Annotated in this window: 16 protein-coding genes; 3 read left to right on the top strand and 13 right to left on the bottom strand. The window is 69.6% G+C overall.

Annotated features, from left to right (window positions below; translation table 11 throughout):
* The first annotated feature begins 119 nt into the window (after nucleotides 1-119).
* Nucleotides 120-431 carry a hypothetical protein gene (locus ACFVJS_RS11030; protein ID WP_378879447.1) on the top strand — a complete coding sequence of 104 codons (312 nt, stop codon included), beginning with the start codon at nucleotides 120-122 and terminating at the stop codon, nucleotides 429-431.
* A 70-nt stretch (nucleotides 432-501) separates the two neighbouring features.
* Here the strand turns inward: ACFVJS_RS11030 and ACFVJS_RS11025 are convergent, their stop codons facing one another.
* The gene (locus ACFVJS_RS11025) at nucleotides 502-1566 is read right to left on the bottom strand and encodes a C39 family peptidase (RefSeq protein WP_378879445.1); all 1065 of its coding nucleotides are present in this window, start codon (nucleotides 1564-1566) and stop codon (nucleotides 502-504) included.
* Entirely contained in the window at nucleotides 1556-2257 is a 702-nt protein-coding gene (locus ACFVJS_RS11020; RefSeq protein ID WP_378879444.1) for a ferritin-like fold-containing protein, read from the bottom strand. The genes ACFVJS_RS11025 and ACFVJS_RS11020 overlap by 11 nt, the downstream gene beginning before the upstream one ends.
* A gap of 174 nt (nucleotides 2258-2431) precedes the next feature.
* On the opposite strand from ACFVJS_RS11020, the gene ACFVJS_RS11015 reads away from it, so the two are divergent.
* Nucleotides 2432-3907, top strand: coding sequence for a DEAD/DEAH box helicase (locus ACFVJS_RS11015; RefSeq protein ID WP_378879439.1), 1476 nt, complete (start codon nucleotides 2432-2434; stop codon nucleotides 3905-3907).
* Between the two features lie 9 nt (nucleotides 3908-3916).
* Here the strand turns inward: ACFVJS_RS11015 and ACFVJS_RS11010 are convergent, their stop codons facing one another.
* Nucleotides 3917-4534 (bottom strand): L,D-transpeptidase, encoded by a 618-nt coding sequence (locus tag ACFVJS_RS11010; RefSeq protein ID WP_378879437.1) that lies wholly within the window; start codon nucleotides 4532-4534, stop codon nucleotides 3917-3919.
* Between the two features lie 225 nt (nucleotides 4535-4759).
* Here ACFVJS_RS11010 and ACFVJS_RS11005 point away from each other — a divergent pair, with 225 nt between their 5' ends.
* Nucleotides 4760-5524 carry an SDR family NAD(P)-dependent oxidoreductase gene (locus tag ACFVJS_RS11005; protein WP_378879433.1) on the top strand — a complete coding sequence of 255 codons (765 nt, stop codon included), beginning with the start codon at nucleotides 4760-4762 and terminating at the stop codon, nucleotides 5522-5524.
* Between the two features lie 472 nt (nucleotides 5525-5996).
* Here the strand turns inward: ACFVJS_RS11005 and ACFVJS_RS11000 are convergent, their stop codons facing one another.
* The 10 genes from ACFVJS_RS11000 to ACFVJS_RS10955 form a co-directional block, all read right to left on the bottom strand.
* Nucleotides 5997-6596 carry a MarC family protein gene (locus tag ACFVJS_RS11000; RefSeq protein WP_378879430.1) on the bottom strand — a complete coding sequence of 200 codons (600 nt, stop codon included), beginning with the start codon at nucleotides 6594-6596 and terminating at the stop codon, nucleotides 5997-5999.
* Nucleotides 6593-7468: a PHP domain-containing protein gene (locus tag ACFVJS_RS10995; RefSeq protein ID WP_378879427.1), complete on the bottom strand. Its 876-nt coding sequence runs from the start codon at nucleotides 7466-7468 to the stop codon at nucleotides 6593-6595. The genes ACFVJS_RS11000 and ACFVJS_RS10995 overlap by 4 nt, the downstream gene beginning before the upstream one ends.
* Nucleotides 7469-7477: 9 nt before the next feature.
* Complete coding sequence (locus ACFVJS_RS10990; protein WP_378879425.1) at nucleotides 7478-8131, bottom strand: DUF6758 family protein; 654 nt, start codon at nucleotides 8129-8131, stop codon at nucleotides 7478-7480.
* A 77-nt stretch (nucleotides 8132-8208) separates the two neighbouring features.
* Nucleotides 8209-9393, bottom strand: coding sequence for a hypothetical protein (locus ACFVJS_RS10985; protein ID WP_378879423.1), 1185 nt, complete (start codon nucleotides 9391-9393; stop codon nucleotides 8209-8211).
* Nucleotides 9394-9488: 95 nt separating this feature from the next.
* Nucleotides 9489-10043, bottom strand: coding sequence for a histidine phosphatase family protein (locus tag ACFVJS_RS10980; protein ID WP_378879422.1), 555 nt, complete (start codon nucleotides 10041-10043; stop codon nucleotides 9489-9491).
* A gap of 37 nt (nucleotides 10044-10080) precedes the next feature.
* Nucleotides 10081-10875, bottom strand: a complete 795-nt coding sequence (locus tag ACFVJS_RS10975; RefSeq protein ID WP_378879419.1) for an SDR family oxidoreductase — start codon at nucleotides 10873-10875, stop codon at nucleotides 10081-10083.
* A 10-nt stretch (nucleotides 10876-10885) separates the two neighbouring features.
* Nucleotides 10886-11920 carry a MaoC family dehydratase gene (locus ACFVJS_RS10970; RefSeq protein WP_378879417.1) on the bottom strand — a complete coding sequence of 345 codons (1035 nt, stop codon included), beginning with the start codon at nucleotides 11918-11920 and terminating at the stop codon, nucleotides 10886-10888.
* A 55-nt stretch (nucleotides 11921-11975) separates the two neighbouring features.
* Nucleotides 11976-12905, bottom strand: coding sequence for a glycosyltransferase family 2 protein (locus tag ACFVJS_RS10965; protein WP_378879414.1), 930 nt, complete (start codon nucleotides 12903-12905; stop codon nucleotides 11976-11978).
* A 26-nt stretch (nucleotides 12906-12931) separates the two neighbouring features.
* On the bottom strand, nucleotides 12932-14083 hold the full coding sequence (locus ACFVJS_RS10960; RefSeq protein WP_378879411.1) for a hypothetical protein: 1152 nt from the start codon (nucleotides 14081-14083) through the stop codon (nucleotides 12932-12934).
* A 56-nt stretch (nucleotides 14084-14139) separates the two neighbouring features.
* On the bottom strand, nucleotides 14140-14310 hold the full coding sequence (locus tag ACFVJS_RS10955; RefSeq protein ID WP_378879408.1) for a DUF5302 domain-containing protein: 171 nt from the start codon (nucleotides 14308-14310) through the stop codon (nucleotides 14140-14142).
* Nucleotides 14311-14375: the final 65 nt, after the last annotated feature.

The raw sequence follows: 14375 nt of genomic DNA, 5'->3' as shown, positions 1-14375 counted from the left end.
TGATTCTGATGGGGAACTTCGGTGATCAGGCCATGTTGCCCGTGCAATCGGGTACCAACAGGTGCACTATCGAGAGATAGGCGCATTCATGGCGCCCTCACAACCTGAAGGGATTGGGCATGATCGGGACCATCATCACCGTCCTCGTCGGTGGGGTCATCATCGGGCTCCTCGGCAAGTTCCTCGCCCCGGGCAGCCGGGACAACATTCCGTTCTGGCTCGTCGTGGTCTGCGGAATCGTCGGCATGCTCGTCGGCGGCTGGCTCTACTACGCCATCTTCGGCGTGGCCGGCAACGTCGAGGGCAACCCGAACTACGACATGTGGAACACGTCCAAGGGCATCGACTGGTGGCGTCACCTCTGGCAGGTCGTCGTCGCAGCCATCGCGGTCGTCGTGGCCGCCGGCATCACCGGAAGGTCCAAGGCCTGAGCCTCGCCCAGGTCACCTGGAAGCGGTCCCGCCCCTCACGGGGTGGGGCCGCTTTCTGTGTGTCGCCCGGTCACCAGTTGGGCTGAGCCGGCGGTTCCGGCGCGGCGACGCCCGCGGCCCGGATGACGTAGACGATCCGTCCGGAACGGGCCCAGGCACGGTCGAGCTCCCCGAGGTCGTAGGTCGCCCGCACCTCCGCATCGCTGGCGATCTTGTGGGAGGCGGGGTCGTGGACGACCGGGTCTCCGTTCTCGTCGAACCCGGTCAGCACGAGCAGATGGCCGTTGGTGACATACCCGGCACCGGTCAGCTCGCCCTCCTGGTGCGAGACGGCCAGCACCAGCGGAATCCCGGCCTCGACGAACCGGGCGGCCTCGGCGAAGGAACGGAGCCTGGTGACGTACGCGACCAGCCCGTGCGCGCCCGCATAGGCGGTGTTGAAGGCCCAGTTGCCAGCGCCTCCGAAGGACTCGTCGTAGACCTCCCGCACCGTGAACGGCACCTGCGGATCGGGGGTCTCGTAGTCGACCCAGGCCGTCTCGGCCGGGGTGGGGCCGACGCCCCAGAAGTCGGCGATCATCGCCGTCGAGGCGGCGCTGCACCAGGACTGCCCGCCACCGTCCCACTGCGGGTAGCGGTCCCGGTGGAGCTGCTGCGAATAGGCCGGTACGCCACCCACGACCGCCCCGGGCCGCACCGGTCCCGGCGCGGGCGCGGAGTCGCGGGCGTCCGCCGAGACCATCGCCCCGAGGAGGCTCACGCGTGGCAGGTGCTCGCCGGGACCGTGCAGGGTGAGCCGCAACGTGAACGCGGTGAACCTGCGCCCGTCACGGCCCAGGATGGTGTCGTCGGCCGCGATCGCGACCGGGTCGTCCTGACCGGCGACGGAGGTGGAGGTGAACGCCGGGTCCGAGGACCAGCGCGCCAGGACCAGCCAGCCGCTGCACTCCCCCGACTCAGCGATCACCTGAGCGGCGACCTCCACCCACGTTCCGGGTGGCGTCACCACGTTCCAGGAGGCGACCAGCTCGTCGAAGGCGAACCCGGGACCGACCTCGGGGGACGTCCACGCACCGGCATCATCGGGGGCGATCTGTGCCCCTGACCAGCCGGTCCAGAGGATGTCAGTGCTCAAGCCCGAGCTTGCCCATTCGCTCGATGTGACGCTGGGTGAGGCGGGTGAGCATCTCGCCGATGGTGCCGAGGTCGAGGCCCGGAAGATGGCCGCCGGTGATCAGCTCGCTGAGCCCCTCGCGGGTGGCCGCGACCTGCTGCGCCTGGATGATCGCCTCACCCATGAGGCGACGGCCCCACAGCGCCAGCCGCCCGCCGATGAGGTGGTCGGCCTCGATGCCGGCCCGCACCCGGTCGACCACGAAGTCGGCCCGCCCGGCGTCCTCGAGGGTGGTGACCACGAGCTTGTGGGTCTCCTCGTCCAGGTAGCCGGCGATCTCACGGTAGAAGTCGTTGGCCAGCCCGTCACCGACGTAGGCCTTGACCAGCGACTCCCACCAATCGGCGGGCTTGGTGTGGAGGTGGAACTCGTCGAACCCCTCACGCAGCGGCTCCATGGCCGCGTAGGAGTCGACGCCGAGCTCCTCCAGACGGTCGAGGACCGGCTGGATCTTGGCCTGCTGGGCAGCTGCCATCGCGAGCAGGGCCGTCTTGTCCTCCAACGTGGGCGCCATCTTCGCGTCGTCGGTCAGTCGCTCGACGGCTGAGACCTCGCCGTAGGCGACCGCACCCAACAGGTCGACGACGGCAGCCTTGTAGACAGGATCACCGAACGGATCCTGAGGACCCGTGAACTCTGAGGATGCAACCACGGGAGAACCCTACCGATAGAATGCTTTTTGACCGACCCAGCACCGCTGATATCCAACTCGATATCGCAGTGGCCTGGTTCCCGTATGTGCGCGGCGTGGCACTCGCTTGGCAAGCTCGAGACACCCGTGAGTCGCTCGCCGCATTCGATGAGACAAGCGAGTAGCGACGAAAACATGACAACGTTCCAGGACCTCGGGGTGCATCCCGAGATCTGCGCTCCGCTCGAGCGCAAAGGCATCACCACCCCGTTCGCCATCCAGGAGATGACGCTCTCGGTCGCCCTGCAGGGCACCGACCTGATCGGCCAAGCCCGCACCGGCTCCGGCAAGACGCTGGCCTTCGGCATCCCGGTCGTGCAGCGCAGCGTGTCCCCCAAGGACCGCGACTACATCGACCTTCCGCAGGGCAAGCCGCAGGCACTGATCGTGGCTCCGACCCGCGAGCTGGCCATGCAGGTCTCGGCCGAGATCTCGCTGATCTCCGAGGACCGCGGCCTCCGCGTGCTGACCGTCTACGGCGGCGCCGGCTACGAGCCTCAGATCGAGGCGCTGGAGAAGGGCGTCGACATCGTGGTCGGCACCCCCGGCCGCCTGATCGACCTGGCCAACCGGAAGGTCCTCGACCTCTCCCACGTGCACGCCCTCGTCCTCGACGAGGCCGACGAGATGCTCGACCTCGGGTTCCTCCCTGACGTGGAGAAGCTGGTCACGCTCACTCCGGAGACCCGTCAGACCCTGCTCTTCTCGGCCACCATGCCGGGTGCGATCGTGGCCCTGGCCCGCTCCTACATGCGCCACCCGATGAACATCCGCGCCGAGTCCTCGGCCGACACCCAGACGGTGCCGGCGACCGCGCAGTTCGTTTACCAGGCGCACGACCTCGACAAGCCGGAGATGATCGGCCGCCTGCTGCAGTGCGAGGACCACGACAAGGTCGTCGTCTTCGCGCGCACCAAGCGCCAGGCGCAGCGGGTTGCCGACGACCTCGCCGAGCGCGGCTTCCCGGCCTCTCCCCTGCACGGTGACATGCAGCAGGCCGCGCGTGAGCGCGTCATGCAGAAGTTCCGTGACGGCAAGGTCGAGGTCCTGGTGGCCACCGACGTCGCCGCTCGCGGCATCGACGTCACCGGCGTCTCCCACGTGGTCAACTACACGACCCCCGACGACGAGAAGACCTACGTCCACCGCATCGGTCGCACCGGTCGCGCCGGTGCCTCGGGTGTCGCGGTCACGCTGGTCGACTGGGCCGACCTCCACAAGTGGAAGATGATCAACAAGGCTCTCGACCTCCCCTTCGACGAGCCCCAGGAGACCTACTCCTCCTCGGAGCACTTCCTCCACGACATGGGCATCCCGAAGGGCACCAAGGGCCGGATCAAGAAGGCTGTGTCCGACCGGCCCGACAAGCCGAAGGACAAGGACGCCGGCGCGGACGGCGAGAAGCGTGAGCGCGCTCCCCGCAACCGCAACCGCCAGCGCACCCGATCCCGCGGTGGCCAGGTCATCGAGAAGTCCGGTACGCCCGAGGCGACCGAGGCTTCCGCCAAGCCCACCGACGGCGAGACCTCGTCCGAGGGCTCCGCTCCCCGTCGCCGCCGTCGGCGCCGGTCGTCGGGTTCGGGCGGCTCCGCACCGAAGGCCGACGCCTGAGCCTCCCGCCTAGGGGGTCACGACCACCTTGGTGCCGAGCTGCGCGAAGCGCCACATCGCCTTCGCGTCAGGCTCGGCCTGGCGGATGCACCCGTGCGACAGGGGCGTGCCGAGCTGGGCGCGGGTCTGCACGCGCTTGCCCTTGTCGACCGGGATGTTGTGGAACCCGATCGCGGCGTTGGGGCCTTTGGTGAAGCGTACGAACCACTTCATCGTGCCCGAGTCGTTGATCCCTCTCGCCCGCTTGGAGCGGGAGAAGACCTTGTAGGTGCCGGGCTCGAGGTTGTCGTAGATACTGCCCGAGACCGGATAGGTACGCCGCGTCTCACCGGCCGCGGACACGATCCAGACCCGCTGGCGGCTGATCGAGAAGACCGCCCGTCGGCCGGTGCCCGAGTCGGCCGGGAGCGCCTTCTCCTTGGCGGCCATCCGTGCGTCGACGTGGCCGTTGATCCCCGCCTCACGCTGGGCATCGTGCGGCCAGACCGGGGTGCGGGCCCCGCCGACCGCACCCGGCCTCTCCCTGCTGTCGGCCGCACTGGGCCGGCCGTTGGCCTCGGACTCGACGACGACCTCGATCCCGCCGTACAGGCCGGCCGAGGTCAGCAGGGATGCGGCGAAGAGCATCTTGATGCGCCTGAAGGGCCGGGACCTCACCGTCCGATGTCGCCCACCGCGGCTCACTGCTCCATCCCGCGCCCGAGTCCGCATGCGAAATACACGTCGAACATCATCCAAACTCGTACGACCGCAAGTCAACTGTCACACGACAGGCAGACCCGCGAGTCCACGGCCGAAATGGCCGTCTGGCGCCTGCCTCGTCCACGCAGACCATGGTGGCAGGATTGCCCCATGTCGAACCCCACCGCCCTGATCACCGGCGCGACCGCCGGCATCGGACTCGCCTTCGCCCAGCAGCTTGCCGCCCGCGGACACCACCTCGTGCTCGTCGCCCGTGACGAGGAGCGTCTCAACGGCGTGGCGAAGGACCTCACCGCCACCCATGGCATCGGCGTCGAGGTGCTGCGCGCCGATCTGACCGACAGCACCGATCTGGCCAGGGTCGAGGCTCGCCTGGCCGACACCGAGCACCCGGTCGACCTCCTCGTCAACAACGCCGGTCACGGCCTCAAGCACCGGTTCCTCGACAACACCGCCGATGAGGAGACCGCCATGGCGGAGGTGCTCGTCATCGCCCCGCTGCGCCTGTCCCACGCCGCGCTGGGCGCCCAGGTGGCCCGGGGCCACGGCGGCATCATCAACGTCGGCTCGGTCGCCTCCTACCTCCCCCGCGGCACCTACTCCGCCGCCAAGGCATGGATCAACTCCTTCACCGAGTGGGCCCACAACGAGTACGCCGGCAAGGGCATCAAGGTGATGGCCCTGCTGCCAGGATTCACCAAGACCGAGTTCCATCAGCGGCTCGGCTCCGGCTACGACTCCGCCCCGGCCTGGATGTGGCTCGACGTGGACGACCTGGTCCGCGAGGCCCTCGAGGACTACGAGAACGACAAGACCTTCTCGATCCCGAGCAAGCGCTACAAGGCCCTCGCCACGGCAGCGCGGGTCGTCCCCAGCGGCGTACTGCAGAAGTTCCAGTCGCTCGGCCGGAAGTGACCGGGGTAGTCCGAGACTTTCTGGCCCGTTACCGCCAGGTAGATGGGCCCGAACGTCTCGGACTACCCAGCGCGTGTCCTCAGGTAGCGCTCACGCTGCCAGTCCGCCAGGGCCCGGCGCATCTCGACGGTGTGGGTGGGGCACGACCGCCGCTGCCTCGAGCACCCGCTGCAGTGGCGTGAGCAGGACGTGAGCAGGCACGTAGAGCCCCCGTGACGATCGCCGCCACGCGCTCCCCCGCGCTTGTTTCGGCGTAGGGCCGCGTACGCCGGACGGATCCGTCCGCACCGGACGCACCAGCCCAGGCCGCCCGAGAACGTCGGGCGGTCTGAAGTGAGGGCGCGAGGAGCCACGACCTCCATCATGGTCACGACCACCGACATCTCGCCGGCCACCGGATAGTCCGAGACGTTCGAGCCCGTTACCGCCCGGTAGAGGGGCCGAAACGTCTCGGACTACCCCAGAGCTCGACTCAGGCGTTCGCGATGAACGTCGCGACGGCGTCGGCGACCATTTGGACGGCGATCGCGGAGAGGAGCAGACCGGCGATCCTGGTGATGAGCAGGACGCCGGACTCCTTGAGGACCTTCAGGATCGGGATGGAGAAGATCATCGCGATCAGGAGGGCGATGTGGACGACGACGAGTCCGAGGCCGAGACCGAAGGCGGTCCCGACGGAGTCGACCTCCTGGGTGAAGACCATGGTGGCGACGATCGCGCCGGGGCCGGCCAGGAGCGGAGTGCCGAGCGGCACCATGGCCACGTTGGCTCCGGCGGCGGCGACGGGGTCGTCGAAGTTGTCGGTGAGCAGCTCGAGGGCGACCAGCAGCAGGAGGAGGCCGCCGGCGCACTGCAGCGCCTCGAGCGAGATGTGCAGGAAGTGCAGGATCGCCTGCCCGAAGAGCGCGAAGATCGTGATCACCAGGAACGAGACCGCGACGGCGAGCAGCGCCGCGCGGCGCTGCTTGCCCGGTGACTGCCCCGCGGTCAGCGACAGGAAGATCGGGATCGTGCCGACCGGGTCCATGATCACGAAGAGCGTCACGAACGTGGAGACGAAGATCTCGGTCAACGTACGACCTCAGGGGTGGCTCGTCCGGAGGCTGCCGAGGCTGCGGCTGCTCGCTCCAGGAGCCGCTCGTACTCGGCTGGTGCGGTGGTGTTCACTCCCAGATGGTGACCCACCTTCCCGGTGCCGTGGTAATCGCTGGATCCGGTCACGACGAGGTCGAGATTGCGGGCGATGACCCGCAGCTTCTCGCGGGTCTCGGGGGTGTGGTCCTGGTGGTCGACCTCCAGCCCGGACAGGCCCGCGTCGACCAGCGCCGACAGGGCCGCCTCGTCGGGCTGCTCGCGCCCGGACCGCCCCCACGGGTGGGCGATCACGGTCACTCCCCCGGCGGCGGCGACGGTGCGGATCATCGGCTCGAGCGGGGCCGCGTAGCGGTTGACGTACGCCGGTTTGCCGGCCCCGAGGTAGCGGTTGAACGCCTCGTCGCGACTGAGCACATAGCCCTTCGCGACGAGCGCGTCGGCCAGGTGGGGGCGGCCTGAGGCGGCGGCGTCACCGGAGACCGCCGCGACGTCCTCGAGAGACACCTCGATGCCGAGACGTGCCAGCTTGTCCAGCATCAACGGCAGCCGTCCGTCGCGCCCGGCGAGGACGCGGGCGAGCTCCTCGACGAGCGGCGGATAGGTCCGGTCGGGCAGATAGGCCAGCAGGTGCACGCCGTGGCCGGCGTGGCTGGTGCTGATCTCCATGCCGCGCACCAGCTCGATCCCGGCCTCGGTGGCCGCCGCGGCCGCCTCGTCCCAGCTGTCGGCGGTGTCGTGGTCGGTGATCGCGACGACATCGAGCCCCGCGGCCTTCGCCGCCTGGACCAGCTCGGTCGGCGAATCGGTCCCGTCGCTCACTCGCGAGTGAGTGTGGAGGTCGATGCGCACTCGCACATACTAGGGCGAGTTCCACCAAGATCCACTGGGCCCACCGAAGGGCAGCTCGACCATCTGCACGCCCAGGTCACCGACCCGGCGCAGGTGCCAGCCGTCCTGGAGCATCAGCATCGCCGTGGCCGGCCGGAAGACCAGCCACAGCCAGCGTCCGGCGGCCTCGCCCACCACGACGGACCGCTCCCACTCCTCGGCACCGTTGGTCCACTGGGTGATCGGCCACAGCGGCACCAGCTGCCCGCCGACGCGGACCCTCGTCGTGGGCGGGCCGGTGCAGGCCTCGATGCCGGGGTCCGGTCCTGCCGTACGCGCGCACCGGGCGCCCAGTCCGACGCCGGCCTCCTCGGTGACGACGGTCATCTCCACCTGGCCGTCGTCGGGGGTCACGCCCGTCAGGGTGAGCAGCGTCGCCGCGCCCTTGGACTCGTCACCGACCACGGCGATGTCCGCGATCGACCAGCCGGACTCGACCGGCCACGGCACGTAGGTGGGTACGTCACCGGCAAGCGAGAGCACCTTCACCAGGTCCTCGTAGGAAGCCACGTCCGTACGCCACAGCGGCGTCACCACTCCGTGCTCGGGGCAGGACCGGCTGCCGCCGGCGCCGATGCTCGCCACCGGCGTCGTGCAGCGTGGACAGCCAACCGCAAGTGCCACCCCATAACCGTGACCCGTGGCATCCGTTTGGTCAAGCGTCCGGCCTAGGGCGCGGCTGCCCGTCGGTCAGGCGTCGGTCAGGCGTCGGTCGCCTGTTTAGCGCGTCGGCGGGTGATCGCCCACTCGATCAGGTCGGCGAGCGCATCGACCGCGTCCTCGGCCGCCCCGGGGGTGGCGGCGCCGGGTCGGGGCGCCCACTCCGGGACCGTCTCCGGGCCCCATCCCTCACGTGGGGACTTCTTGGCCCGGCGGACCAGCCACGCCCTCAGCTCGACGTGGGTGGCGGCCGCCGCGGACACGATCTGCTCATCGGTGACGGATGACGGATCGGCGCCGTCGACGTCGACCGGCATCAGGTCGTCCCAGTCGCCGTGCAGGGTCACCTCCAGCTTGTGCAGCCCGGCGATCTGCTGCGTGGCGACCTTCTCGACCCACGGCTCCACGCGCAGCCCGATCCGCTCGTCCTCGACGTCCAGGCCGGGCAGGATCTTCTTGGCGAGCATGTGCTTGCGCAGCCGGATCCCGGCCGGATAGGGCAGGTCGCGGCTGTCGAGCTCGAGGTTGAGGCGGCGCAGCAGGTCGGTGCGTACGACACCGAGCGAGGCGTTCTGCGACGGCTGGCTCGGGACGTCCTCGAAGGAGAAGCCGATCACCTCACCGAACCGCTCCAGCAGCGCCTCGCGCGGCGCGCCCGGCCCCGGCACCGTCACCACGTGCACCGGCCCGGCCGTGCTCCACTTCTTCGCGATGGAGACGACGTCCTGCTCGCTCCAGAACCGGCTCGCGGAGGTCACCACGTCCGGGACCGGCCATCGGGGGCGGCGTACGCGGGCGGAGGCGAGGAAGTCCGGCCAGGCCCAGACCTCGCCGTTCTGGACGACCTCCTGCCACATCGCCGGCAGGTTGCGGTTGAGGTCGCGCACGGACAGCACGATCTCGGGTGACGTCAGGCTCTCGGCGACCCGCTCCACGACGTCGTCGTCGACCGGGGCGAGCAGCTCCGCGGAGATGATCGCCGTGTCCGGCCAGCCGTCGATCTCGTCGACCAGGCGTTGCCAGGCGCCGTCGATGGAGCGGTCGCCGGCCAGCGACTTCTCCCGGCCGCGTAGGTTCCAGACCGCGTCGGCCTGGTCCCGCCAGGTCTGTCCGGGCACCAGGATGCCCAGCTCGGCGAGGCGCTCGCGGTGCGCGTAGAGCGCGTGCTGCAAAGACGTGGTGCCGGACTTCATCGCACCGACATGGACGATCACACGACGTGCCACAACAGCCCTCCTCGGGCGGCCGCGGGATGGTACGGCCACCTCATCAGGGGACCACACCAGCCTGTGACTGACCACCCAGGCGGGCTATGGACGGACTATGTATTCCAATGTTTCACCACGGGTTGTCCGTGGTGGGCGTCCAGCAGCGACACCGTCGCGGTGTCGAGCCTGAAGAAGCGCCCGTCACTGACCGGAAGCCCCAGCCACACCGCCGCCAGCGCACACAGCGCGTGTCCGTGGGAGAAGACCAGGGTGTCACCGTCGCGCTCGCGAGCGGCCGTGACGACGCGGCCCAGCCGCTCCTGGACGGAGGCTGCGGCCTCACCCCCGGGCGTCTCCGAGGTCCACAGGCTCCACCCGGGATCGGTGCGGTGGATCTCGTCGGTGGTGATGCCCTCGTAGTCGCCGTAGTCCCACTCGACCAGGTCGTCGGTGACGACCGCGTCTGCGAAGCCCGCGAGCTCAGCCGTACGCAGCGCCCGCTGTCGCGGCGAGGTCAGCACCGCGGCGTACTCCCGGTCCTGGAGCCGCGAGGCGAGCAGCTTGGCGGCGTCCTCCCCCTCGGGCAGGAGGGGAAGGTCGGTGCGGGAGGTGTGTCGGCCGTTGAGGGACCACTCGGTGGTGCCGTGCCTGACGAGGTAGAGGGCCATGAGGCACATCAAACCAGCCGTCGGCCCGGCCGGTGCATCACGCCCGGGTGATGAACCGGTTGACCTCCCGGACGAGCACGTTGGGCGCGAGGTCGGCGGCGGTCGACAGCGCTCTGGCCGGCAGTCCGACGGTGGTGTGCACCTTCGGCACCCGCCCACGCAGCCCCTTGCGCGGCTGCGCCATCTCCCAGACCTGGTCGGCGACGTCCTCGACCGTGAGCCGGATGCCCAGGGTCTCGTGGGAGGAGGCCACGTTGCCGTCGAGCAGCGCGGTCTTCACCCACAGCGGCCAGACCGCCTGCACCCGGATGCCCTCCTTGCGCCACTCCAGCTCCAGCGCCTCGGTGAGCCCGCGGACGGCGTACTTCGACGCGCTGTAGGAGGCGATCTCCGGCTGGCCGTAGATCGCGCTCGCGCTGCAGACGTTGATGACGCCCGACCCGGGGGTGGCCCGGAGATAGGGGTAGGCCGTGTGGCAGCCGTTGATCACGCCGTTGACGTTGATCTCGATGGTCTGGTGGTGCTGGGTCAGATCGACATCGGCCAGGCGGCCCGCGCGGAGGATGCCGGCGTTGTTGACCAGCAGGTCGAGGCGACCGCCGGCAGCGGTGGCGAACTCCTCGAGCGCCGCCTTCCAGGACTCGGGGTCGGCGACGTCGAGCGCACCACCGATGGCGGCGTCGGAGCCGAGGAGGGCCGCTACGTCGCGGGCCAGGTCGGCGTCGATGTCGTAGATCCCGACGAACCAACCTTCCGCCGCGAACTTCTCGACGATCGCCTTGCCGATCCCCTGGGCGGAGCCGGAGACGAAGAGAGCTTTCTTACCTGCCATGACGTGCTCCTTACACAGGGATGAGCGCCCAGTAGTCGAGGTCGAGCAGCACGCCGGGGGCGTACTTGCCGTCCTCGCCGCGCAGGGTCATCGACTCGTCGCGACCCTTGGTGGCGACCAGGCGCAGCCGGAGAGCGCCGACGCCCGGGGCGTCGGTCTCGACCCGGTCGAGCACCTCCGACCAGGCGTAGACGGTGTCGCCCGCGAAGGCCGGCGAGGTGTGCGCACCGGCGTTGATCGCGGCGATGAGCTGGGCGTTGGCGAGGCCGTTGAACGACAGCGCCCGGGCCAGCGAGATGATGTGGCCGCCGTAGACGAGGTTGCGACCGTCAGGTCGTGCCTCGACGTTGAAGTGCACCTTCGCGGTGTTCTGCCACAGCCGGGTGGCCTGCTGGTGCTCCGACTCGGTCAGGGTGACCCCGTCGACGTGGTCGATCTTCTCGCCGACCTCGTAGTCGCCGAGCCGGTGCGGCTCACCGGCGGCGGTGAAGTCGTAGGAGGTGAAGTCGAGACCCTTCGGCACGATCAGGTTCTTCGCGTCGACCGCCTCGGCCAGCTCCGGGATCACGGTCTCAGGAGCAGCGGCCGCCTGGTCCCGCTTGTGGACCATCACCCAGCGCGCCCAGTCGATGGCGATCTCGCCGCGCTGGTTGGTGGCGGTGGAGCGTACGTAGACGACCCCCGACTTGCCGTTGGAGTTCTGCTTGAGGCCGATGACCTCGGACTTCGTCGAGAGCGTGTCGCCCGGCACCACCGGCTGGTGGAAGCGGCACTCGGCGTAGCCGAGGTTGGCGACCGCGTTGAGCGAGACGTCCGGGACGGTCTTGCCGAAGGCGATGTGGAAGCCGATCAGCTCCTCCACCGGGTGCAGATCCAGACCCACGGAGGCAGCGAAGGCAGCACTCGACGGCACCGCGAACCGAGTCGGGTAGAGCGACCCGTACGCAGCCCGGTCGCCCTCGGTCACCGTGCGCGGGGTGGCGTGCTCGACGACCTGGCCGACCTGGAAGTCCTCGAAGAAGTTGCCGGGGTTGGTCTTGCTCATCTGCGGCCTCTCGTCGGTGTCTGGCGATGCGTGTATTACCGGAGGGTAACCTAGCTCAGACGATCCCGTGGAGGCGTTCCGGGATGCGTAGCAGGGGCTGGTTGCGGAGGTTGTCGATGTGACCTGGACCGACGGCCCGGTGCACCCCGTCCTCCTCCCGGACGAGCCTGGCCGGCAGCACCGAGGTCGGGTCGAACTCCTCGACGTCGGCGGTCACCGAGGCCGTCGCGGCGGTCAGCAGATCGGCCAGGTCGTCACCGGAGCGTCCCCAGGAGCTGCCCTTGCCGCGGCCCACCGACCTGGCGAGCTCGTTGCGGCGGTCGGCCTGGCGCCGGAGCAGGTCCACGTCGGCGAACTTCATGTGGACCATGAACAGCCCCGGGTCGGGCACATAGGGCGCCTTGATCCCGTGGGAGGCGGACGTCCAGGCGGCCGGCACGCGCTTGACCGACGGCTTGCACATCAACGGCGCGAACTGGGCGTACGCCCGCTGGCCGAGGATCGGCTTGCCGCCGACCAGCGGCCCCTCGACCGCGGTGTGGTGGACGACATTGAGGGCGAACGGGGCGATCACCTGCTCGGGCCGCCGGGCGAGGTAGTCGGACAGGTCGGCGTACCTCGCCGGGTCGGGGATGAGGAACTCGTCGACGTCGGTGAAGATCACCACGTCGTAGATGCCGAGGAGGCCGTGGGCCACCCCGCTGGCCAGGCCCATCCGGCCGGCCTCGAAGTTGCCCTTCCGGAAGCCGGGCAGGTGCTGGACCGTGCACGCCAGGCCGTCGGTGGAACCGTCGGTCGAACCGTCGTCGAAGACGATCAGGTTCTCGTGACCCGCCTGCCGGCCGTAGTGGTCGACCCAACGGGCGAGCATCTCGCCCTCGTCGCGGGCGATCGTGAGCACCGCGATCCGTGGCGTCGCGACCGTCGTGTCGCACGCCTCATCGGCGAGCCTGCGCCGGCGGCGCAGACTCCAACTGCTTGACAAAGAATTCCCCCGCTTGTCTTCCGGCCCTACGTACGGACCAGCTCCTCTCGCCGAACGGACCACTCGACGAGGTCGGCCAGGGCGGAGACGGCGCGCGCCGGAGCCTTGCGGCCCTCCCCCGGGTCGATGGCCTCACCGGGAATGGTCGGGTCGGCGAGCTTCTTGTTGAGATCCGTACGCAGCGCCGCATAGGAAGCCACGGCAGCGTCTCGGACCTGTTTGTCGGTGACCTTGCGCGGGTCGATCCCGCGTACGTCCACAGGGGCCAGGTCGTCGAGATCCCCGTGGATGGTGGCGTCCAGCCTGCGAAGCTCCGCGGCCTGGTCGCGAGTGAACGCCTGCGTCCAGCGTGGGGCCTGGAGCCCGATACGCGGGTCGTCAGCCGTGAGCGCCGGCATCAGGCGCTTGCCGAGGACGTGCTTGCGCAGGCCCATCGCCGCCGGGTAGGCCAGACCACGCCGGTCCAGCTCGGCGTTGAGGCCCCTCAGCACCTCGACGGTCGCTGCGCCGAGGGAGGTGTTCTTCGGCGGAGGGCTCTGCATCCCCTCGGGATCGAAGCCCATCGCCGCCCCGAACCGCTCGAGCAGCAGCGTCGCCGGGCTGCCCGGAGGCGGCACGGTGACCAGGTGAAGCGGGCCGGCCTGGCCCCATCGCCGGGCGATGTCGACCATGTCCTGCTCGCTCCAGAACCGCTTGCCGGGCTTGGAGTGGCGGCGCTCGGGCGAGCCTGGACGGCTCTTGTTGACCGCGGCGAGGAACTCCGCCCAGGTCCAGTCCATGCCGTTCTGGATGAGCTCCTGCCACATCGACGGGATCTGCCGGTTGATGTCGCGCAGCGAGAGGACGATCTCGGGGGTCACGCCGGCGAAGCTCGTGGCCACCCGCTCGACCGTCTCCGGGCCCGCGGGCGCGAGCAGCTCGACGGAGATCAGCGCGGTGCCGTCCCACTCGTCGACCTCGGCGACCAGTCGGTCCCAGGCGCCGGCGACCGAATCACCCTGAGGGTGGGTCCGGCGGCCCTTCACGTCGAGCACGGCCTCGATCTGGTTGCGCCAGCGCGCGCCGGGGACCAGGAACCCACGCTCGGCGAGGAGCGCCTTGTTCTTGTACAGGGCACCCTGCAGATACGTCGTCCCCGACTTCATCGCCCCGACATGGAGCACTACGCGGCGCGCCAACTTCTCATTGCCTCTCGACCAGACCGACCCGACACCCCCGAGGGGGCATCGTAGCGTCAGGAGCCGCCGCCACCCGCCTTGCGGCGATGCATCTTCGGCGCGCCGCCGACGACCTCGGATCCGTGCGCCTTCTCCTTGGCCGCGGCGCTCTCGGCGTGTGCGTGCTCGTGGTTGTTCTTCTTCTCCAGCGCCTCGCGCATCTTGGCCTTGAGATCGTCGTTGGTCATCGCTCCCCCTACATCGGCATCGCCGAGTCGTTGCTCGGGTATCGACCAACCTACGACAACCGTCC

It is taken from the genome of Nocardioides sp. NPDC057772 (assembly GCF_042798075.1).
Lineage (GTDB): Bacteria > Actinomycetota > Actinomycetes > Propionibacteriales > Nocardioidaceae > Nocardioides.
The sequence above is the reverse complement of the archived record's forward strand: the minus strand, read 5'-3'. Positions and strand labels throughout refer to the sequence as shown.

Coding starts and splice junctions, on each gene's coding strand:
- ACFVJS_RS11030 (WP_378879447.1), top strand. CDS start 120: ATGATCGGGACCATCATCACCGTCCTCGTCGGTGGGGTCATCATCGGG.
- ACFVJS_RS11015 (WP_378879439.1), top strand. CDS start 2,432: ATGACAACGTTCCAGGACCTCGGGGTGCATCCCGAGATCTGCGCTCCG.
- ACFVJS_RS11010 (WP_378879437.1), bottom strand. CDS start 4,534: ATGCTCTTCGCCGCATCCCTGCTGACCTCGGCCGGCCTGTACGGCGGG.
- ACFVJS_RS11005 (WP_378879433.1), top strand. CDS start 4,760: ATGTCGAACCCCACCGCCCTGATCACCGGCGCGACCGCCGGCATCGGA.
- ACFVJS_RS10980 (WP_378879422.1), bottom strand. CDS start 10,043: ATGGCCCTCTACCTCGTCAGGCACGGCACCACCGAGTGGTCCCTCAAC.
- ACFVJS_RS10975 (WP_378879419.1), bottom strand. CDS start 10,875: ATGGCAGGTAAGAAAGCTCTCTTCGTCTCCGGCTCCGCCCAGGGGATC.
- ACFVJS_RS10970 (WP_378879417.1), bottom strand. CDS start 11,920: ATGAGCAAGACCAACCCCGGCAACTTCTTCGAGGACTTCCAGGTCGGC.
- ACFVJS_RS10955 (WP_378879408.1), bottom strand. CDS start 14,310: ATGACCAACGACGATCTCAAGGCCAAGATGCGCGAGGCGCTGGAGAAG.